Here is a 20,990-nt window from a genome sequence, read left to right as displayed (position 1 = left end):
CATGCTGAAAAACTGAGCCCGTCGGGTGTTGCCGACGGGCCAGGCAAGATTGTGCGTTGCCGGGGGCGCCTTGGCGAATTCACGCCCGCTTCATCAGCGGAAAGCGCTCCTTCAGCAGCCGCTGGATTGATTCCGAGCCGATCGGCGGGCCGAAGAGGAAGCTCTGGCCGTAGTCGCAGCCCATCTGTGAAAGCTGGATCGCATCGTCTTCGGATTCGATACCCTCGGCCACCACCTGCATGTCGAGCTCACGCGCCATGGTGATCACCGAGCGCAGGAGAATGCCGCGCTTGTCGCTCGGGTCGCGCACCAGCGCCTTGTCGATCTTGATCGTGTCAAAGGGGAAGCGGGTGAGGTAGGAAAGCGACGAATGGCCGGTACCGAAGTCGTCGAGTGCCAGTTTCAATCCGGCTTCCTTCAGCTTTTCGAGGACGAGACGGGCCTGCTCGGGATTTTCCATCACCAGCGATTCCGTCAGTTCCATCTTCACCTTACCCGGATCGCAGCGGTTTTTGGTGAGGATCGCACGGACGTCGTCATAGAGCTCGTTGTTGAGCAGCTGCGCGCTCGAAAGGTTGATCGAGACGAAGATCGGCAGGTCGCCGGTCTGAAGTTGCCATTCCGTCAGATCGCTCGTTGCCTTGTCGAAGGCGAACATGCCGAGTTGGTTGATGAGGTCGGAATTCTCGGCAATCGGAATGAACTCGGTCGGCGAGATGTTGCCGCGCTTCGGATGATCCCAGCGCATCAGCGCTTCGAAACCGGCGATCTCCGCATCGTTCAGCCGGACGATCGGCTGATAGACCAGCGAGAGCTCCTTGCGTTCGATCGCCCGCTTGAGATCGGCTTCGAGCTGAAGCCGGTCGGATCCCGAAGTACGGAAGGCAGGGCGGAAGGGCTCGACACGATTGCCGCCTTCCTTCTTCGCCCGGAACATGGCGAGCTCGGCATCGTCGAGCAGGCCTGCCGCGCTTTGCTCCTGATCGAGCCAGGAGACGAGGCCGATCGAAGCCGTCAGGTTGATTTCGCGGTTGCCGTAGTTGAGCGGCACCATGATCGCCTTGCTCACCGCGTCGGCGAAATCCGCGACCTTGGCGGGATCGCGCTCCGACATCAGGATCAGGCCGAACTGGTCGCCGCCGAGGCGGGCAAGCGTATCCTGCGGGCGCAGCAGCCGCCGCAGCCGCCGCGTCAAGGCGATCAGGATGTTGTCGCCGGCGGCGATGCCCAGGAGATCGTTGACCTGCTTGTAGCGGTCGATGTCGATTGCGAGCACCGTCGGGCGGACCGAATTGCTGCCGTCGGCCATCAGCAGGATCGCCTGAAGCCGGTCGAGGAAGACCTGGCGGTTCGGAAGGCCGGTCAGATTGTCGAGCAGCGCGTTGTGCAGCAGACGCTCCACGGAATTACGCTGTTCGGTGATGTCGATAATCGTGCCGACGCAGCGGATGATTTCGCCGTTGGCGCCGAGCACTGGCCGGGCGCGAATGGAAAGCCAGTGATAGTGGCCGTCTTCAGCGCGCACGCGGAATTCATGATTGAGCTTGCCGCGACGACGCTCGAGCAGCACGTCGAGTGTCGCCCGGAAGCGGTCGCGGTCGTCGGGATGCAGACGCGGCAACCAGTTGCGCAAGGGGCCATGCATGCTGCCGAGCGATAGGCCGAGCTGGGTCGAGATATCGGGCATGGTCACCACGCGGTCGCGGGCGACGTCCCAGTCCCAAACGGTGTCGCCGGAGCCGGTGAGCGCGAGCGACTGGCGTTCGAGATCCGAGAACAGGCCCTGCTGGTAGCCGCTGCCGGCAACCGCATGCTGCATGACGGTGAAGCCGATCAGGAGCACGATGAGGACGAGACCGCCGCCGAGCGCCGGCTGCACGATGTCGTTGGCGAGCTGGCCAGTGACGGTCAGCCACGCGCCGAAGAGCCAGACGAGTATGAGCAGCCAGGCAGGCACCAGAAGGATTGCCCGGTCGTAGCGGTTGAAGCCGAGATAGGCGATCAGCACGATCCCGACCGTTGCCGTCAGCGCGAAGGAGAGGCGGGCGATGCCCGACGCAATTGCCGGATCGTAGACGGCGACGCCGAAGAGCAGGCCGAGGCCCAGGATCCAGGCGAGCGTGGCGTAACCCAGATGCTGGTGCCAGCGGTTGAGATTGAGATAGGTGAACAGGAAGATCACGAGGCCCGCCGCGAGGAAGACCTCGGTGCCCGCTCGCCATATTCGCTCGTCGCCAGCGGTGACGCTGATGAGCTTCGACAGGAAGCCGAAATCGACGCAGATATAGGCGAGAACCGCCCAGGCGAGCGCCGCCGTTGCCGGCAGCATCGAGGTTCCCTTGACGACGAAAAGAATGGTCAGGAACACCGCGAGCAGGCCGGCAATGCCAAGCACGATGCCGCGGTAGAGCGTGAAGGCGTTGACCGTGTCTTTGTAGGAGTCCGGCTCCCACAGGTAGATTTGCGGCAGCTCCGGCGTCGCGAGTTCGGCGACAAAGGTGATGATGACGCCCGGCGCCAGCGTGATGCGGAAGACGTCCGCCTCGTCGCTCGGCTCGCGGCTGAGCGCGAAGCCTTCGCTGGGCGTGATCGAAAGGATGCGCTTGGAGCCGAGATCCGGCCAGAAGAGTTTGGAATTCACCAGCCGGAAATGCGGCGCCACGATCACGCGGTCGAGCGGTTCGGCCGAAACGTTGGCGAGCGCGAACACCGCCCAGTCGCCCTGATGGTCTTCGCTGCTGGAGCGCACTTCGATGCGGCGCACGATGCCGTCGGTTCCGGGCGCCGTCGAGACCTGGAAGGCCTCGTTGCGGCCGCTGTAGATCTCGGTTGTCGCCGTCAGGTCAAGCGCGGTGTCCTCGCGCGAAATCTTCACCGGCTCCAGAGCCTCAGCCGCACCGCCGAGCGCGCAGAAAAACGTCGTGAGCGCAATCAGAAACGCTGCCAGCTTCGAGGCTGACCAAGCGAAGGGCGAGCGGGCTAGAGGCATCAAAGGGGCATATTCCTGTTCGGTAGGGCATCGTCGGACAGGAGAGAAAAGAGCACGTGGTCTCGCCACTGGCCATTGATTCTCAAGTACTGTCTTAAGTAGCCTTCACGCTCAAAACCGGCCTTTTCAAGGAGCCGGATGCTTCTTGAGTTGTCCGGAATACAGGCTGCTTCAATACGGTGCAACTCAAGGGTCGAAAAGATGTAGGGAATAGCGAGCCTCAGGGCAGCGTACATATGGCCCTTGCCGGCGTGGCGCGCGCCCATCCAGTAGCCGATCATGCAGTTTTGCCCCGCGCCGCGGCGGATGTGGCCGATCGTCAGCCCCCCGAGCAGCGTCTCGTCTGGCTTGTGGAAAAGAAAGAGCGGCACGGCCTGGCCAGACGAATATTCCTGTTCGTTGCGGATGACCCGGCTGCGAAAGGAACTCTCCGTCATCTCGTCAGTACGCCAGGATGGTTCCCAAGGCTCCAGGAAGGCGCGGCTCTCGCTTCTGAGCTGGTACCATTGACGATAGTCGGCATAGCGCGGGAGCCGCAGCAGATAATTCTGGTCGGCAATTTCGATCGCCTCCGGCTGCCGCGACAGGAACCGAAAAACCGATCGTGTCATAGCTGCCTCCGAGGCCGTCCAGTTTGCGTGCGGGGACCTTTTATCATCCGCCCGGCAGCGCGCCTTTGCGCTGTCACAAACCGAAACGTGTCACAACTTTGCGCGCAAATCGAATCCGAATTTGCGAAAAGACGCAAAGACTTCACCATTTGGATATGGTGTTTGCGTCCTCGGCGGCCCGGGGCAATTTCAGGAAAAGTGGCAAACGCTTTCCGCCGGGGTTGCCTACAGCGCCGCGCGTCCTGTCAGACGCGCAAAGGTCGCTGTAGCACTTTGATTTTCTGCATGTCTTTGTCCTTAAATCGAGGTCGATTTAAGCGGACATGCAGTAGCCTCGAAAAGGTAAGATCATTTCACGGTTTCGATGAAACCATGAAATGATCTAGGCCCGACTAGCTGGCGACGGCGTGCGGTACGGCGGCCTTGCCGGTCAATGACGACAGGATGTCGTTCATCGGGGCGAGCTGTTCCAGCGGGCCGATGGCCGAGAGCGTCGGGGTCGTGTCGAAGAACAGCCGGCCGGCTAGGTCGGTCAGACGCTCGATGGTGATGCCGGAGAGGCGCTCCATCAGTTCTTCGTTGGGGATCGGGCGGCCGTAGAGCATCATCTGGCGGGCGATCTGGCCGGCGCGAGCGGCCGGGCTTTCCTGGCCCATCAGCAATTGTGCACGGATCTGGGCGCGGGCCCGCTCGATTTCCTGCTGCTCGATGTTCATCGAGGACTTGCGCAGTTCGTCGACGATGACGGGCATCAGTTCCGGCAGGTTCTCGCCGCCGGTTGCCGCGTGCACACCGAAGATACCGGTGTCGGAAAAGCCCCAATGGAAGGCATAGACCGAATAACAGAGGCCGCGATGTTCGCGCACTTCCTGGAAGAGGCGGGAGGACATGCCGCCGCCGAGGATGTTGGCGAGGATCTGCGAGCAATAGAAGTCGCGGGCGTGATAGGCCTTGCCTTCGAAGCCGAGCAGAACCTGGGCGTCCATCAGGTCGCGCGTCTCGCGGCTCTCACCACCGGTGTAGCGGGCGGTTTCGAGCACCGGGGTCGCGATCGGCGTGCGTGGAAGCGAGGCGAAACGCTCCTCCACCTGGCGCACGAAGGCGTCGTGCTCGACGGCGCCGGCCGCGACCACGAACATGCGATCGGTCGTATAGTTGCGGCCGAGATACTGGCGGATCTGGTCGGCGGAAAACGACATGACCGTATCGGGGGTGCCGAGGATCGGACGTCCGACGGTCTGGTTGCGATAGGCGGTCTCGGCGAAACGGTCGAAGACCACGTCATCCGGCGTGTCGTCGGCAGCGCCGATTTCCTGCAGGATCACGTGCTTTTCGCGCCGCAGTTCTTCGTCGTCGAAGCTGGATTCGGTGAGAATATCGGCGAGAATGTCGACCGCCAGCGGCACATGGTCCTTGAGGACACGGGCATAGTAGGACGTCGTCTCGGTCGACGTGGCGGCGTTGACTTCGCCGCCGACATTTTCGATTTCCTCGGCAATCTGGCGGGCCGTGCGCCGCGCGGTGCCCTTGAAAGCCATGTGCTCCAGCAGGTGGGCAATGCCATGTTCGCCCAGGGTTTCATTACGCGAACCGGACTTGATCCACACCCCGAGCGCCACGCTTTCAAGATGCGGCATCTGCTCGGTTACCACCGTCAACCCGGAAGGGAGCCGGGTGCACTCAACTTTCATCATACGTTTCTTCTCGTTCTTACCCCCGGAGACGGGTGCGCTCGCCGATAAAGGTCTCGACGCTCTTCAGGTCCGCATCCAGGATATCGAAACGCTCCTCCCTGTTCATCAGGTCAGCAAGCCACGTCGGAAGCGCCGGGTCAATACCACTGGCCGATTTTACCGCGTCCGGGAATTTTGCCGGATGGGCGGTGGCAAGCGTCACCATGGGGGCGGACGGCTTCTCGTGCTTCTCGGCGACGAAGACGCCGACAGCACTGTGGGGATCAAGCAGATAGCCGGTTTTTTCCAGCGTCTTGGCGATCGTCTTGGCCACTTCCTTCTCCGAGGCGCGGCCGGCGCGGAATTCCTTGCGGATGGCCTTCAGCGCCTTGTCGCGAATGGTGAAGGAGCCGGACTGCTTGAGGCCGTCCATTGCCGCGCGCACTTCGCCCGGGTCGCGGTCGTTCGCCTCGAACAGAAGCCGTTCGAAGTTCGACGAGATCTGGATGTCCATTGACGGCGCCGTGGTCGCCTTGACGTCGCGCATCTCGTAGCGGCCGGATTTCAGCGTGCGGGCGAGAATGTCGTTCTCGTTGGTGGCGATCACCAGCTTGTCGATCGGCAGGCCCATGCGCTTGGCGACGTAACCGGCGAAGATGTCGCCGAAGTTGCCGGTGGGCACCGTGAAGGAGATCTTGCGATCCGGGCCGCCGAGCGCGACCGAAGTTGTGAAATAATAGACGATCTGGGCCATGATGCGCGCCCAGTTGATCGAGTTGACGCCCGAAAGCTTGACGCGATCGCGGAAGGCGGCGTCGTTGAACATGGCTTTGACGAGGTTCTGGCAATCGTCGAAGTTGCCCTTGACGGCGATGGCGTGAACGTTTGATGCCTGCGACGTCGTCATCTGCCGCTGCTGCACCTGCGAAACCTTGCCGTGCGGGAAGAGGATGAAGATGTCGGTGCTTTCGCGGCCGGCAAAGGCATCGATCGCCGCACCGCCGGTGTCGCCCGAGGTTGCGCCGACGATGGTGGCGCGCTCGCCGCGCTCGGCAAGCACGTAGTCCATCAACCGCGCGAGCAGTTGCATCGCAACGTCCTTGAAGGCGAGCGTCGAGCCGTGGAACAGCTCCATGACAAAAGCATTTGGGCCGGTCTGCACGAGCGGCGCCACCGCCGGATGGCGGAAGGTGGCGTAGGCTTCGTTGATCATTTCGCGGAACTTGGCCGCCGGGATCTCGCCATTGGTGAAGGGTTCGAGCACTGTGAACGCGATTTCCTGATAGGATTTTCCGCGCAAGCCCCGGATTTCCTTCTTCGAAAACTTCGGCCATTCCTTGGGGAGATAAAGACCGCCATCGCGCGCAAGACCGGCAAGCAACGCGTCGCAGAAGCCGAGAGGAGCGGCTTCGCCGCGCGTCGAGATATACTTCACCATGATTGTCCTTCGTCCCACCTGCCGATCGCGACGACCCTAGAAAGCGGCGCCGCGGTTTGCCCGTCTTATTGCGTCAGTCCTTGACAAAGTCTGCATCTATTCTTGTCACCGACGCAATTTCCGACCGTAGATCAGGTTTCGGAAAATTCGGAAGGGACACGCCGACCCAATCGATTTTTCAGTTTGTCGCTGCTATAGACGATGCCCGAAGGCCATGAAAGGTCTTCCGGCCGAGATTTCGGTCAAGGAGTTTCAACCGGTCCAGCAGAGGTTGTTCAACGTGTTTGGCAAAGTATCCCGGCCTGTTCTCGCAATATCTTTTCTCGCGGTCCTCGCCGGCTGCAACAAGACGCAATCCGGCGGAGCGATCGATGCGGGCGGCAGCGCCACCGCTCCGACGCCAGCCGTCGTCCAGGCCGCGTGCCCGCAGGTCATCCTGCGCGATGGCACGTCGGTGTTCACCAGCTACGCCAAGGGCGCCAAGAACGACCCGACGAAGGTCGTTTATCAGGCCTCTCTTGCCGACACGACGCGCCAATGCGTACAGAGCGAGAGCGCGATGACCATTACTGTCGTGGTCCAGGGCCGCGTCGTCAGCGGTCCCGCCGGCGGTCCCGGCAAGATCACCATGCCGATCCGCGTGGCTGCGACCGACGAGGACAAGACGCTCTATTCCGAGCTGACGCAGCATGCGGTCGAAATTCCTTCGACCGGCTCGACGCAGTTCGTCTTTACCAAGGCCGACGTGACACTGCCGGCAGGGTCCGGTTCCAATGCCACGGTCTATGTCGGCTTCGACGAAGGTCCGCCGGCAAAGGGCAAGAAAAAGTAAGCTGCGATTGCAGCCTGCAAACAAAAACGCCGGGGCAAGCCCCGGCGTTTCTATTTTATATCGCGGTAGATCACGATGATCTTGGGTCGGATCGACCCAAGATCATAAACGTGATCGACTCTCATAAGTTAGGGCGGGATGCGGGCGGAAAACCGCACACACTTTTCCTCATCCCGCTCTAACTTACTCAGCCGGAACGCTCTTGCCGCCTTCCCACTTGTAGAGCGAGAAAGCCTGCGAGGTGAGGTCGCCGGCTTCGCCGTAGGTCAGCTTGCCGAGCACCGTGTCGATCGCTTCGCCGGACTTGATCGCAGTGGCAACCGCAGTCGCGTCTTCGGCGGAGCCGGCCTTCTCGATGCCAGCCTTCAACACCTGCACGGCGGCATAGGCGTTGAGAGTGAAGGCTTCGGCCGGAATGTTCTTCGCCTTCAGCGCTTCGACCGCCGGAGCCGATGCCGGGTTGCGGGTCGCGTCGCTGGCATTGGTGTAGACCGTGCCGGTCGCAGCTTCGCCGCCGATTGCCCAGAACTCGGTGTTCGACAGGCCGTCGCCGCCGAAGATCTGTGCCTTCACGCTCTGGTCGTGCATCTGGCGTGCGAGCAGGCCGCCTTCCGGATGGTAACCGCCGAAGTAGACGACATCGACATTCTCGGCCTTCAGACGGGTGACGATGGCGCTGAAGTCCTTGTCGCCCGGGTTCAGGCCTTCATAGACGACCTCGGTGATGCCGCCTGCGTTGATCGCCTTCTTGAAGCCGTCAGCGAGGCCCTTGCCGTAAGGAGCCTTGTCGTGCAGCACGGCGACCTTCTTGTCCTTGAGGTTCTTGACCACATAGGCAGCGGCGACTTCAGCCTGCTGGTCGTCGCGGCCGCAAGTGCGCAGCACGTTCCAGAGACCGCGGGTGGTGAGGTCAGGCGTCGTTGCCGTCGGCGTCACCATCAGAATGCCGTTCTCGGCGAGAACGTCGGAAGCCGCCATCGAGGTGCCCGAAAGCACCGGGCCGACGACGTAGCGGATGCCTTCGCCGGCTGCCTGGTTGGCAACCGAAACGGCCTGCTTCGGGTCGCCGGCGTCGTCGAGCAGCTTCAGGACGATCTTTTCGCCGTTGATGCCGCCAGCCTTGTTGATCTCTTCAGCGGCCGTTTCCGCCCCGTTCTTCACCTGCTCGCCATAGGCCGCGACCGGGCCGGTGAGCGGCGTGATGACGCCAACGGTGATATCGGCAAAGGCGAGCGGGCCGAAGGCGACGCTGGCCGCCAGGGTCAGGCCAGTCAACATTGAAAGACGCATAGTGTTTCCTCCTAGAAATACCCCTGATGGGGCTTGCTTGATATGGCCCTCGTGCGCGGCTTTTCGAAAACCGGGGAGATTTTCTAGGGGATGCGACGCCACTGCAATGTGTCATCGTGTCCCTCGACGCCTAATTGGACGCCGGCCGTGGTGGCCGAAGGCTTCTTTCCCGCTCCGACGGTAGCCGGGGCGAAAGGGTTTGCGGTCGATATCGGCCGCACAGGCGTCAGGCCGTCATCGACTCCGACCACTCGGAAAGTGCGGCGATGACACCCGGCAGCGCCGACATGCGCGAAATCACCGTCTCCGCGCCCGCCTCGGTCAGCTGGTCGGCATGCGAGGGATGGGTGTGCGAGCCGCCGGTAAAGCCGACAACGCGCATGCCGGCGGCGCGCGCGCCGTGAATGCCGTGCACCGAATCCTCGATGACCAGCACGCGGGACGGGGCGACGCCCATCTGCTTGGCGCCATGCAGGAAGATATCCGGCTTCGGCTTGACGCGGTCGGCGCCGAGGTCACGGGCGGAATAGATGTGGCGGCCGAAGTGGTCCTTTATACCGACTTTGCCCAGCATCATGGCAAGCCGTGCCGAGGTCGAGTTGGAGCAGATGCAGTGCGGCAGCGTCAGCTGCGCCAGCATCTGCTTAACGCCGTCGATGATGTTGAGGTCGCGCGCGAGGCGCTCGTCGAGGATGACGTCGACCTTGCTGATCAGGGAAGCCGAAAGCGGGATGCTCGCTTCCTTTTCGATCTGCAGCAGCGTGTTCTGCCAGGTCATGCCGGCAAAACGCTCCGCCATTTCTTCGACGCTGATCGGGTAGCCCGCTTCGGTGAGCAGTGCTGCTTCGACTTCAGAGGCGATGATTTCGGAATCGACGAGAACGCCGTCGCAATCAAAAATGATGAGATCGATACCGGACATTTGGTTCAGTTCCCTGGGAGGAGAGGCGCCGCAGGCGGGGGAGGATCGGTCGCGCGGCGCGGGGATTTCGTACGCCAGAGCTTTATACGAAGGCGGCCTAAAGCTCAACCTTTGGAAATTATCGAAACCGCAGTTCCGCTTGCTCGACAGTATTGTTTCGCGGCTCTATCTGTAGGCGATGGAAAAGCAGCAGGACGACACACTTGCAAGTCGCATCAGCAGGGCACTCGCCGAGAGGATCATCTCCGGCATTTTGATGCCCGGGGAGCGCTTGCGGCAGGATCACATCGCCGAGGAATTCGGCGCGAGCCACGTCCCCGTTCGCGAGGCCTTTCGGCGGCTGGAGGCCCAGGGGCTTGCCGTCAGCGAACCGCGCCGCGGCGTCCGCGTCGCCTCCTTCGATCTCAAGGAGGTGAGGGAGGTTGCTGAAATGCGCGCGGTTCTCGAAGTGCTGGCACTTCGCCATGCGATCCCGCATTTGACGCCGGCGATCCTTGATCGGGCGGAAGCGGCGACGGTCGCCGCCGACACCTCGCGCGACGTGCGCTCCTGGGAAGCAGCGAACCGCGCCTTTCACCGATTGATCCTGCAGCCCTGCGGCATGCCGAGGCTCTTGGCGGCGATCGACGATCTGCATGCGGCCAGCGCCCGCTTTCTCTTTTCCGCCTGGCGCACGAGCTGGGAAGCGCGCACGGATCACGATCATCGCGCGATTCTTGCCGCTTTGCGCGAAGGCCGCGGCGACGAGGCCGCGAAGATCCTCGAGCGACACGTGGGCTGGATCGGCAAGACGCCGGTGAGGACCGCCGCAGGTGAGACCCGCGAGGCTTTCTCGATCGTCGGCTAGAAGCAATTCCAGGAAAAGTGTGAAACGGTTTTCCGTCCGGAATTGCGTTGCCTACGAAGCAATTCCAGGAAAAGTGTGAAGCGGTTTTTCCGTCCGGAATTGCGTCGATTTAGACGCGTGGCCGCTATTGCGGGAACAGCTCCGAAAACGCCTTGTCGCCATTGGCCGTAAAGCGGATGGCGCGGCTGTTGGCCTCGCGTTTTGCCCAGCCCCTGTCGATGAACAGCGTCAGCAGCGCTTCGCCCAGAGATCCCGCGAGATGTGAGCGGCGCTCGCTCCAGTCGAGACAGGTGCGGCAGATCGGCCGGCGGGATTTTTTCAGTGCGGCATAGTCGATGCCGAGCGCCTCGATCCGGCTCTGGCCGGCCGGCGTCAGCGCCAGGTCGTCACCGGTGATCTCGATCTGCTTCTCTGCAATCAGGCTGTCATACATGCGCACGCCATAGTCGCCGGCGAGATGGTTGTAGCAGACGCGTGCCTTCCGGAGCGCCGGATCCTTCGGGCCTGGGCGGTGACGGTTCATGCCGCGGCTGGCGGCAAAACCCATCAGGTTCTCAAGCATCAGGCCGACTTCGTCTTCCGCGAGCTGAAAGTAGCGGTGCCGCCCCTGCTTGCGCTGGGTGAGCAGACCGCCCGCCTCGAGCTTCGAGAGGTGGGAACTTGCGGTCTGCAGCGTGATACCGGCATGGGTCGCGAGCTCGGTCGCCGTCAGGGCACGGCCGGCCATCAGCGCCGTCAGCATGTTGGCGCGGGCGGGATCACCGATCAGCGATCCGATGAGAGCGATGTCAGGGCCTTCCTTCATACTTCGATCGTAGTCGAAGCATCCCTGTCAAACAAGCGGGCATAGTCACCACATCGAAGGCCCGCGAAATGCCGTGGCCACAAGGAGACGACGATGATCACCTGCTTCATCCGCTACGAAATTGATCCCTTCAAGAAGGAGGAGTTTGCCACCTATTCGCGCAACTGGGGCGAGGCGATCCCGCGCTGCGGCGCGGATCTCATCGGTTACTACGGGCCCCACGAAGGTTCGGCGACAACGGCCTACGGTGTCTACAACATCGAGAGCCTCGCGGCTTACGAGGCCTATCGCGCACGGCTCTCAGCCGATCCGCTCGGCCGGGAGAATTACGCCTTTTCCCGCCGCGAGCGGTTTATCCTGAAGGAGGACCGAATCTTCCTGAAGAACGTATCTACACCTGCCGGAGGTAAGTGAAACATGATTGCCGTCATCTTCGAAGTCCTGCCGGCCGACGGTCGTCGCGACACCTATCTCGGCATTGCCGCCGATCTGCGCCCTTTGCTTGACGACATCGATGGCTTCATCTCGATCGAGCGGTTCCAGAGTCTCGCCAATCCCGACAAAGTCCTGTCCCTATCCTTCTGGCGCGACGAGGAGGCGGTGAAGGCCTGGCGAAACGGCGCCGAACACCGTGCTGCGCAGGATGCGGGACGCCATGGCGTCTTTGCCGACTATCGCCTGCGCATCGCCTCCGTGATCCGCGATTACGGGCTGAACGAGCGCCGTGAAGCGCCGGCCGACAGCCGCGCCTTTCACGACTCCAAATGAATCGCCGCAGCAAAAATTCTCACTAACATATCGGGAATACGAACTTTTTCGGAACGGCCTTCAGGCTTTGGTAACCATCTTCGGTAACCATAAGCTCCATAGTCCGTTCCGAGTAAGCGTATTTGCGAGTTGTCCATGTCTTCAGTTGTTTCGCTTGCCGAAGTCTCCCGCTCCACCCGCCCGCTGGGCTGGCTCGACAGCATCATCAAGGGTGACTGCGTTGCGGCGCTCAATGCGCTTCCCGACAATTCGGTCGACGTCGTTTTCGCCGACCCGCCCTACAATCTCCAGCTCGGCGGCATGCTGACCCGTCCCGATCAGTCGGTGGTCGATGCCGTCGACGACGAGTGGGACCAGTTCGCCTCCTTCGAGGCCTATGACGCCTTCACCCGCGCCTGGCTGCTGGCCTGCCGCCGCGTGCTGAAGCCGACCGGCACGCTTTGGGTTATCGGCTCCTACCACAACATCTTCCGCGTCGGCGCCATCCTGCAGGACCTGCACTTCTGGATCCTCAACGATATCATCTGGCGCAAGACCAACCCGATGCCGAACTTCAAGGGTCGCCGTTTCCAGAACGCCCATGAAACGCTGATCTGGGCGACGCCGAACGCCAATGCCAAGGGCTACACCTTCAACTACGATGCGATGAAGGCGGCCAATGACGACGTGCAGATGCGCTCCGACTGGCTGTTTCCGATCTGCTCCGGCCATGAGCGCCTGAAGGGCGACGACGGCAAGAAGGTGCATCCGACCCAGAAGCCGGAAGCACTGCTCGCCCGTATCCTCATGGCCTCCACCAAGCCTGGCGACGTCGTGCTCGATCCCTTCTTCGGCTCCGGTACGACCGGTGCCGTCGCCAAGCGCCTCGGCCGTCACTTCGTCGGCATCGAGCGCGAGCAGGACTATATCGACGCGGCTTCGGCACGCATCGACGCGGTCGAGCCGCTCGGCAAGGCCATGCTGTCGGTGATGACCGGCAAAAAGGCCGAACCGCGTGTTGCCTTCAATACACTGATCGAGAGTGGCCTGATCAAGCCGGGCACGGTGCTCACGGACGCCAAGCGCCGCTACAGCGCCATCGTCCGCGCCGACGGCACGGTCGCTTCCGGCGGCGAGGCCGGCTCAATTCACCGCCTGGGCGCCAAGGTCCAGGGGCTTGATGCATGCAACGGATGGACATTCTGGCACTTCGAAGACGGGAACACCCTGAAGCCCATCGACGAACTCAGAACCGTCATTCGAAATGATCTGGCAAAGCTGAACTGATCAACCAGTTCGCCAGATCCTTCGAAAAGCGCTCCGACCGGTTTTTGTACCTTCAGTCCCGGAAGGAGTGCTTTAAATGCCCGGAATCCTCGAAAAGGGGTTTCCGGGCATTTGTATGTTCTCGGTATGCTTGCCGGAACCGCTTACGCGATGGGCAACGAAGCTGCGCCTGATTGCCAATTATCGTGTCCGGAAATAGGGTTCGGAGAAACCTGTCTTCACCCGAACAAGGGTTGCCATCCGCATGACCTCGCCCGATCGACTCCAGCGCGTGAAGCAATGGGCGCGTCAAATCAAACGCGACGTCGTCGCACTCTGGTTCGCTGCACGAGATCTTCGAACGCCGCTTTCAGCGAAATTCGTTGCCGGCGCCGTCGCCGCCTATGCGCTGTCGCCGGTCGACTTGATCCCCGATTTCATTCCGGTGCTCGGCTACCTTGATGATCTGGTCATCGTTCCGCTCGGCATCCTGCTGGCGGTGCGTCTCGTGCCGCCGGCGCTGATGCACGAGTTCCGGGAGCGGGCGACGGCTTTGGAGGGGCGCCCGTCCAGCCGCGGCGGTCTGGTCGCGATCCTATGCATCTGGCTGGTGGTCGCAGCGCTTGCTGGCTGGGTGGTGTGGCGGATTGTTTCGGCCGAAAGCTGACAATACCGCAACTTAGCTGGCCATCGGCTGGTTTTCGGCGAGACGGCCTGCGTCAGGGATGGATGCCGTAGGCGACGAAGTCGGCTTTCAGCTTCTCCGGATCGACGAAATGCACCGCGTGCCATCCTGCGAGCCGTGCGGCTTCGACGTTCGGAACGCTGTCGTCGATGAAGAGCGTGGCCGAGGGGGTAAGCCCGAAGATGCGGGTGTGCGTCTCGTAGATGGCAATGTCGGGTTTGATCAGCTTCACGTCGCCCGAAACCGTGACGCCGCGCGGCAACGTCAGGAAGGGATAGAGCTGCTGGGCCTCGCGGAACGTATCAGAGGCGAAATTGGTCAGCATCGTCACGTCGCGGCCTTCGGCGATCAGCCGCTCCAGCAGCGAGACCGTTTCGACATAGGCGTGCGGGACCATCTCCTGCCAATGCTTGCGGAACGCGCGGATCTGCTCTTCGCGTTCCGGATGGTCTTTGATCAAAAGCGCTTCGGCTTCCTCCCAGGGGCGGCCACGGTCCTGCTCGATGTTCCAGTCATGGGTGCAGACATTGGCGAAGAACCATTCCCGCTCGGCCTCGTCGGGAATGAGGCGGCTATAGGGCAGGTTGGGATCGTAATGTATCAGCACCTTGCCGATGTCGAAGACGATGTGGCGGATATCGATGCTGCTCATGACTGCATTCCTTGCTCGATCTTTCAGCGTTCAGCCTTGAAGGCGTCAGGGATTGCTTGGGTGATCGCCTTTTTCATGACCGTCGGCAGCGCCTGGGCCCTGAGGGAGTGAACCGGTTCCCACCAGCCGTCGCCTTCCGTTCCGGCGCGCGCGACATTGGCGCGGTAGACGGAGAGACGCAACTCGAAATGTGTGAAGACGTGGCTGATGGTTCCGCAGTCTTCCCAGGGCGCGACGAAGGGTTGGGAGGCGAGCGAGGTGTCGCCGTCCTGACGCGATGTCCAGTCGGTGCCGGGCACCTCGGTCATGCCGCCAAGAAGGCCGGTTTCGACCCGCTTGCGCAGATAGACGGCATTGTCGGCATCGATCGCGACGAAGGCCGCGCCGCGCCGAAGTGGCTTTTCTTTTTTCTGCGCCTTGCGCGGAAAGGTCTCGGGATCGGCAACCGAGAGCGCGCGACAGTGCGCACGGAAGGGACAGAGCGAGCAGGCAGGGCGCTTCGGCGTGCAGATCGTCGCGCCGAGATCCATCATCGCCTGGGCGAAATCGCCCGGACGATCATCAGGCGTGAGGATGGCGACGCGCGCCCACATTTCGGGCTTCGCTGCCGGCAGGGGCGTTTCGATCGCATAGAGGCGCGAGATCACCCGCTCGACATTGCCGTCGAGCACGGCGCTTTTGCGATTGAAGGCAATCGCCGCGATCGCGGCTGCGGTGTAATCGCCGATGCCCGGAAGGGATTTCAGCCCGTCTTCCGTGTCGGGAAAACGGCCGCCGTAATCGTTCGCGACGGCTTCGGCACATTTCTTCAGGTTGCGGGCACGGGCATAATAGCCGAGCCCGGCCCAGGCCTTCATCACGTCCTCGTTGTCGGCGCGCGCCAGGTCCTCGACGGTCGGCCACAGCGACAGGAACTTCTCGAAATAGGCCTTCACTGCCTGGACCGTCGTCTGCTGCAGCATGACCTCCGACAGCCAGACGTGATAGGGATCGGCAACGATCCCTCGGCTCGCCATAGGCGGAGAGACCCGCCAGGGCAGGTCGCGGTGGTGCCTGTCGTACCATTCCAAAAGTAGGGGAGCGGCGTCGGCCGCTGGGATTGTATCGTGCATGATTTGCCGGGAGTTCTCTTTCCGGCCTATACTTGGCGAAGCGGAGCCGCGGCATCAAGGCTCAATCGACGTTGCATACAGAAAGTCGCTTTCGTGAGTGAGCAGAAGCCCCGCAAGGGTGTCGTCCAGATCAGCGAAGTCGCCAACGGCCTGATCGACCCCGTCCTCGCCAAGCGGGCAGGCATCAACACTATGCTGCTCGGCTCCTGGGACGAAATTGCCGGGGAAGGCTTCGCCGATTGCACAAGGCCGGAGAAGATCGCCTGGCCGCGCCGCGCCTCGGAAATCTCGGGCGAGGGCGGCTACCAGCCGGGCGTGTTGACGGTTGCTTGTGAAGGCGCACGTGCGCTCTTCCTGACCCATGCCCAGGGCGAACTGATCCAGCGCATCAACGGCTTCTTCGGATTCTATGCCATCGGGCAACTGCGTATCGTTCAGAAGCCCGTGTCGCCGCAGCCCAAACACCGTGGCAAGCCGAAGCCGCTTTCGGGAGAGCCCGCGCGCCGGCTGGAAGCGATGGTCGAGGGCATAGAGAGCGAAGAACTGAAGGCAGCTTTGCGTCGGCTTGGGACGGCCGTGCTCGCGCCGCGTCGGCGATAGGGCCATCAGCCGGTCACAATTCTTTGAATTCTGTTGACGACCGGCCACTTGCCGCCCTGCGCGCAGCAAGATATCGAATCCGCACCATAAATCCCTCCGAACACGGGTCAAATTCATGTCCGCTTCCGCAATGAACCTTACGAAACGCCTGCTCAGCGGTGCCGCCATCGCAACCGTCGCCTTGGTGCTTGCTGCCTGCAGCGACGAAAAGAAGGAAACGGCATCGACCGCGCCGACTGAGGCGAGCGAGACGGCGGCAAAGCCCGCTACGGACGCCATCACCACGGCATCGACGGCCGCGACCCCGGCAAGCACCGAAGCAAAGCCGGCTGCAGGCACCGAAGTCGCTCAGTCGACGGCTGCTCCCGTGAAAGTCGAGCTTCCTTCGTCGGAAGGTTCGGTCGATCAGGCCAAGCTGCTCGAGCCGGGCGCCCTGCCGGAAATGGCGCTGGGCGAAGCCAATGCGCCGGTGACGATCGTCGAATACATGTCGATGACCTGCCCGCACTGCGCGGCCTTCCACAACAACACGTTCGAAGCCATCAAGACGAAGTACATCGATAGCGGCAAGGTCCGCTTCATCGTGCGCGAATTCCCGTTCGATCCGCGCGCGGCTGCCGCCTTCATGCTGGCGCGTTGCGCGCCGGAAGGCCAGTACTTCCCGATGATCTCCATGCTCTTCAAGCAGCAGCAGCAGTGGGCCGCGGCCCAGAATGGCCGTGATGCACTGTTGCAGATGTCCAAACTCGCCGGTTTTACACAGGAGAGCTTCGAGGCCTGCTTGACGAACCAAAAACTTCTGGATGATGTGAACTCTGTCATGCAGCGGGGCGCAAAGGATTTCGGCGTACAGTCGACGCCGACCTTCTTCGTCAATGGTGAGCACTATTCGGGGGACATGTCGGTTGACGTTATGTCGGCCCTCATCGACAGCAAGCTCTGATCCTTCGCTTTTCCTGAAAACGGGCGACGGCAGCAGCCGTGCGCCCGTTTTTTTCGTTTTGCGGCGCTGTAGAGGGGGGTACTCCACCTCAGCGTCGCCCGCATGAAGTTCAACAAGCTTCGCCTGCTCGGCTTCAAATCCTTCGTCGAACCGACCGAGTTCATCATTGAGCGGGGCCTGACCGGCGTCGTCGGGCCGAACGGCTGCGGCAAGTCGAACCTCGTCGAAGCGTTGCGCTGGGTGATGGGGGAGAACTCCTACAAGAACATGCGCGCCTCCGGCATGGACGACGTGATCTTCTCCGGATCCGGCAACCGCCCGGCGCGCAACACGGCGGAAGTCGGCCTCTATCTCGACAACAGCGATCGCACGGCACCGGCCGCTTTCAACGACAGTGACGAGATCCAGGTGACGCGCCGTATCGAGCGCGAACAGGGCTCCGTTTACCGCATCAATGGCAAGGAAGCGCGCGCCAAGGATGTGCAGCTCCTCTTTGCCGATGCCTCGACCGGCGCGCGCTCTCCGTCGATGGTCGGGCAAGGGCGTATCGGTGAGCTGATCGCCGCCAAGCCGCAGGCGCGTCGGCAACTCCTCGAAGAAGCAGCCGGCATCTCCGGCCTGCACTCGCGCCGCCATGAGGCGGAACTGCGCCTCCGAGCAGCCGAGACCAATCTCGAGCGCCTTGACGACGTAACCTCGCAGCTCGAAAGCCAGATCGAGAGCCTCAAGCGCCAGTCGCGTCAGGCCAATCGCTTCAAGATGCTTTCGGCCGACATCCGCAAGCACGAGGCGATCCTGTTCCATATCCGCTGGGTGCACGCCAAGGAGGCGGAAGCGGACGCGACGAGCCAGCTCAATCAGATCACAGCGCTGGTCGCGGAAAAGGCGCAAGCGCAGATGCAGGCGGCGAAGGATCAGGCGATTGCCAGCCTGAAGCTGCCGGAGCTGCGCGAGAATGAAGCGCGGTTCGCGGCAGCACTTCAACGCCTGCAGATCGCCCGCTCGCAGCTCGAAGAAGATGCTGGCCGGATCCTGAGGCGGCGCGACGAGTTGCAGCGCCGTCTGGCGCAGCTTGCCGAAGATATCGCCCGCGAAGAGAGGCTCGTCGTCGACAATGCCGGTATCCTGTCGCGGCTCGACGAGGAAGAAGCCGAGCTCAGCGACATGCTGGCCGAGGCCGACGACCGTGCGACGGAAGCGCGCGAACGGCTGCAGGAGGCGAACGAAAAGCTCGCCGGCAACGAAGCGCTGTTGGCGCGGCTGACCGCTGAGCGTGCCGAGGCGCAGGCCGGCCGCAACCAGCTCGAACGCACTCTCCGTGATCTCTCGGAGCGACAGGCCCGGCTTGCCCGCCAGCTCGCCGATCAGTCGCGCGATCTCGACGAGCTCGACCGGCAGATGGCCGCACTTCCCGATCCGCATGAGAAACAGGGCCAGGTCGAGGTCGCCGAAGCCGCGCTCGAAGAAGCCGAAACCAATGTGCTTGCGATCGAGGAAGCACTGGCAGAGGCGCGTCGCGCCGAGGTCGAGGCACGTCCGCCGGTTGATCGTGCACGCGCTACCCTCAACGGCATCGAAACCGAAGCACGCACGATCCGGCGCATGCTGGAAGCGGTGGCTGGCGGCACCTATCCCGCCGTCGTCGAGGACATGAAGGTCGACCGAGGCTTCGAAATCGCGCTCGGCGCAGCCCTTGGCGACGATCTCGATTCCCCGCTCGAAACGGACGCGCCGGCCCATTGGCGGGCGCTGGGAAATCATGCCGGCGATGCCGGCCTGCCGGAGGGCGTTACGTCGCTGATTGCGCATGTGAAAGCGCCGGATGCGCTGACCCGCGCGCTGAAGCAGATCGGCATTGTCGCAAGCGAAGCGGATGCGGAACGGCTGCTGCCTCTGTTGAAACCGGGCCAGAGCCTGGTAACGAAGCAGGGCTCCGTCTGGCGTTGGGATGGTCACGTGACCGGCTCCGAGGCGCCAAGTGCTGCCGCCCTGCGGCTTGCTCAAAAGAACCGGCTGGCCGAACTCGATGCCGAGGCTGAAGGCGCCGCGGAGGCGCTGCGCCGCGCAGAGGCCCAACTCGCGGCCGCCGGTACGCGCATCCGCGCCGAAGACGAAAGACTACGGCTCTCGCGCGATGCGCAGCGCATGATCACCCGACAACTGGCCGAAGCCCGTGATGCCCTTGCTGCCGCCGAGCGTGCGTCCGGCGATCTCGCCCGTAGGCGCGCGGTATTGGCGGAAACGCGCAGCCAGATCGAGGCCCAGATCGAGGAAGTGGCCGAGCAGATCGAAACGGCCAACGACGCGCTGGCGGATACGCCCGATCTTTCGGAGCTGGAACTGAAACTGCGCACCCAGACGGCCGATGTCGCCGCCGATCGTGCCGCTGTTGCCGAGGCCCGTGCCGCCCATGACGGCCTGGCGCGCGAGAACGAGGCCCGCCAGCGGCGCATCACCGCGATAGCCAACGAGCGCCAGACCTGGAAGGCGCGCGCCGCCAGCGCCGAAGAGCATATCTCCACGCTACGCGACCGCGAGGCCGAGGCTCGCGGCGAGGTGGAAGAACTGATCGACGCGCCCGACGAGTTCGATGACAAGCGCCGTGCGTTGATGAACGAATTGCAGAAGGCCGAAGCGGCACGGCGCGAGGCGGCCGACCTTCTCGCCGAGGCCGAAAATCACCAGCGCGAGGCGGATCGGCTGGCGGCGACGGCGCTGTCCGAGCTTGCGGAATCGCGCGAGAAGCGTGGCCGCGCAGAGGAACGCCTGGTCTCGGCCCGTGAGCGCCGCGTCGAGATCGAAGCACGCATCCAGGAAGCACTCTCCTGCGCGCCGCATGAGGTGATGCGCCTGACCGGGCTCGCTGTCGATGAGGCGCTGCCGGACATGCGCAACATCGAGCGCGAACTCGAACGGCTGAAGATCGAACGCGAACGGCTTGGCGCCGTCAACCTGCGCGCAGAAGAGGAGCAGAAGGAGCTTTCCGAAAAGCTCGCCCTTCTCCTTAGGGAGCGCGACGACGTCATCGAGGCGATCCGCAAGCTCAGGAGCGCCATCCAGAACCTGAACCGCGAGGGCCGCGAGCGCCTGATCGCCGCTTTCGATGTCGTCAACGTCCAGTTCCAGCGGCTGTTCACCCACCTCTTCGGCGGCGGCACTGCCGAGCTGCAGCTGATCGAGAGCGACGATCCGCTGGAAGCGGGCTTGGAAATCCTCGCTCGCCCGCCAGGCAAGAAGCCGCAGACCATGACGCTGCTTTCGGGCGGTGAGCAGGCGCTGACGGCGATGGCGCTGATATTTGCGGTATTCCTCACCAATCCGGCGCCGATCTGCGTGCTCGACGAAGTGGATGCACCGCTCGACGATCACAATGTCGAGCGCTACTGCAACCTGATGGACGAAATGGCGGCCTCGACCGAGACCCGCTTCATCATCATCACCCACAACCCGATCACCATGGCCCGCATGAACCGCCTCTTCGGCGTGACCATGGCCGAGCAGGGCGTGTCCCAACTCGTCTCCGTCGACCTGCAGACGGCGGAACGGTTGCGCGAAGTGGTCTAGATCATTTCATTGTT

General features: G+C 62.7%; 18 protein-coding genes. 9 read left to right on the top strand and 9 right to left on the bottom strand.

Annotation, left to right across the window (positions count from 1 at the left end; genetic code table 11):
- Positions 1-79 precede the first annotated feature (79 nt).
- The 4 genes from V7S54_RS01255 to thrC all read right to left on the bottom strand — a co-directional run bounded on the left by V7S54_RS01255 (position 80) and on the right by thrC (position 6,711).
- The gene (locus V7S54_RS01255) at positions 80-2,989 is read right to left on the bottom strand and encodes an EAL domain-containing protein (RefSeq protein ID WP_065372612.1); all 2,910 of its coding nucleotides are present in this window, start codon (positions 2,987-2,989) and stop codon (positions 80-82) included.
- On the bottom strand, positions 2,989-3,600 hold the full coding sequence (locus V7S54_RS01250; RefSeq protein WP_057250658.1) for a GNAT family N-acetyltransferase: 612 nt from the start codon (positions 3,598-3,600) through the stop codon (positions 2,989-2,991). The genes V7S54_RS01255 and V7S54_RS01250 overlap by 1 nt, the downstream gene beginning before the upstream one ends.
- Before the next feature lie 392 nt (positions 3,601-3,992).
- The gene (locus tag V7S54_RS01245; RefSeq protein WP_065372611.1) at positions 3,993-5,294 is read right to left on the bottom strand and encodes a M16 family metallopeptidase; all 1,302 of its coding nucleotides are present in this window, start codon (positions 5,292-5,294) and stop codon (positions 3,993-3,995) included.
- Positions 5,295-5,310: 16 nt separating this feature from the next.
- Positions 5,311-6,711, bottom strand: coding sequence for a threonine synthase (thrC, locus tag V7S54_RS01240; RefSeq protein WP_336408023.1), 1,401 nt, complete (start codon positions 6,709-6,711; stop codon positions 5,311-5,313).
- A gap of 280 nt (positions 6,712-6,991) precedes the next feature.
- Between thrC and V7S54_RS01235 the strand changes: the two genes are divergently transcribed.
- Entirely contained in the window at positions 6,992-7,543 is a 552-nt protein-coding gene (locus V7S54_RS01235) for a hypothetical protein (RefSeq protein ID WP_058320523.1), read from the top strand.
- A gap of 183 nt (positions 7,544-7,726) precedes the next feature.
- Here the strand turns inward: V7S54_RS01235 and V7S54_RS01230 are convergent, their stop codons facing one another.
- Positions 7,727-8,833, bottom strand: coding sequence for an ABC transporter substrate-binding protein (locus tag V7S54_RS01230; RefSeq protein WP_057250656.1), 1,107 nt, complete (start codon positions 8,831-8,833; stop codon positions 7,727-7,729).
- A 226-nt stretch (positions 8,834-9,059) separates the two neighbouring features.
- Positions 9,060-9,755 carry an HAD family hydrolase gene (locus V7S54_RS01225; RefSeq protein WP_065372609.1) on the bottom strand — a complete coding sequence of 232 codons (696 nt, stop codon included), beginning with the start codon at positions 9,753-9,755 and terminating at the stop codon, positions 9,060-9,062.
- A gap of 178 nt (positions 9,756-9,933) precedes the next feature.
- On the opposite strand from V7S54_RS01225, the gene V7S54_RS01220 reads away from it, so the two are divergent.
- Positions 9,934-10,602, top strand: a complete 669-nt coding sequence (locus V7S54_RS01220) for a GntR family transcriptional regulator (protein ID WP_057250651.1) — start codon at positions 9,934-9,936, stop codon at positions 10,600-10,602.
- A 124-nt stretch (positions 10,603-10,726) separates the two neighbouring features.
- Here the strand turns inward: V7S54_RS01220 and V7S54_RS01215 are convergent, their stop codons facing one another.
- A complete protein-coding gene (locus V7S54_RS01215; RefSeq protein ID WP_065372608.1) occupies positions 10,727-11,407 on the bottom strand; it encodes an ArsR/SmtB family transcription factor in 681 nt (226 codons plus the stop codon).
- A gap of 93 nt (positions 11,408-11,500) precedes the next feature.
- On the opposite strand from V7S54_RS01215, the gene V7S54_RS01210 reads away from it, so the two are divergent.
- From V7S54_RS01210 to V7S54_RS01195, 4 genes are all read left to right on the top strand, one after another.
- Positions 11,501-11,821 carry an NIPSNAP family protein gene (locus tag V7S54_RS01210; RefSeq protein WP_065372607.1) on the top strand — a complete coding sequence of 107 codons (321 nt, stop codon included), beginning with the start codon at positions 11,501-11,503 and terminating at the stop codon, positions 11,819-11,821.
- Between the two features lie 3 nt (positions 11,822-11,824).
- Positions 11,825-12,175: an antibiotic biosynthesis monooxygenase family protein gene (locus V7S54_RS01205; RefSeq protein ID WP_065372606.1), complete on the top strand. Its 351-nt coding sequence runs from the start codon at positions 11,825-11,827 to the stop codon at positions 12,173-12,175.
- Positions 12,176-12,310: 135 nt separating this feature from the next.
- Positions 12,311-13,441, top strand: a complete 1,131-nt coding sequence (locus V7S54_RS01200) for a site-specific DNA-methyltransferase (RefSeq protein ID WP_057250643.1) — start codon at positions 12,311-12,313, stop codon at positions 13,439-13,441.
- Between the two features lie 244 nt (positions 13,442-13,685).
- Positions 13,686-14,087 (top strand): YkvA family protein, encoded by a 402-nt coding sequence (locus V7S54_RS01195; protein WP_065372605.1) that lies wholly within the window; start codon positions 13,686-13,688, stop codon positions 14,085-14,087.
- Positions 14,088-14,139: 52 nt separating this feature from the next.
- Here V7S54_RS01195 and V7S54_RS01190 read toward each other — a convergent pair whose 3' ends face one another.
- On the bottom strand, positions 14,140-14,757 hold the full coding sequence (locus V7S54_RS01190; RefSeq protein WP_336408022.1) for an HAD family hydrolase: 618 nt from the start codon (positions 14,755-14,757) through the stop codon (positions 14,140-14,142).
- A 23-nt stretch (positions 14,758-14,780) separates the two neighbouring features.
- Positions 14,781-15,869, bottom strand: coding sequence for an A/G-specific adenine glycosylase (gene mutY / locus V7S54_RS01185; protein WP_065372603.1), 1,089 nt, complete (start codon positions 15,867-15,869; stop codon positions 14,781-14,783).
- Between the two features lie 93 nt (positions 15,870-15,962).
- Here mutY and V7S54_RS01180 point away from each other — a divergent pair, with 93 nt between their 5' ends.
- From V7S54_RS01180 to smc, 3 genes are all read left to right on the top strand, one after another.
- On the top strand, positions 15,963-16,469 hold the full coding sequence (locus V7S54_RS01180) for a DUF721 domain-containing protein (RefSeq protein WP_065372602.1): 507 nt from the start codon (positions 15,963-15,965) through the stop codon (positions 16,467-16,469).
- A 115-nt stretch (positions 16,470-16,584) separates the two neighbouring features.
- The gene (locus V7S54_RS01175) at positions 16,585-17,412 is read left to right on the top strand and encodes a DsbA family protein (RefSeq protein ID WP_083203460.1); all 828 of its coding nucleotides are present in this window, start codon (positions 16,585-16,587) and stop codon (positions 17,410-17,412) included.
- A 102-nt stretch (positions 17,413-17,514) separates the two neighbouring features.
- A complete protein-coding gene (gene smc, locus V7S54_RS01170) occupies positions 17,515-20,976 on the top strand; it encodes a chromosome segregation protein SMC (RefSeq protein ID WP_065372601.1) in 3,462 nt (1,153 codons plus the stop codon).
- Positions 20,977-20,990: the final 14 nt, after the last annotated feature.

Origin of the sequence: Ensifer sp. CCNWLY38 (assembly GCF_037120565.1) — a bacterium.
In the GTDB taxonomy this organism is placed as follows: Bacteria; Pseudomonadota; Alphaproteobacteria; order Rhizobiales; family Rhizobiaceae; genus Ensifer; species Ensifer adhaerens_H.
This window is presented reverse-complemented; position numbering and strand designations above follow the sequence as displayed.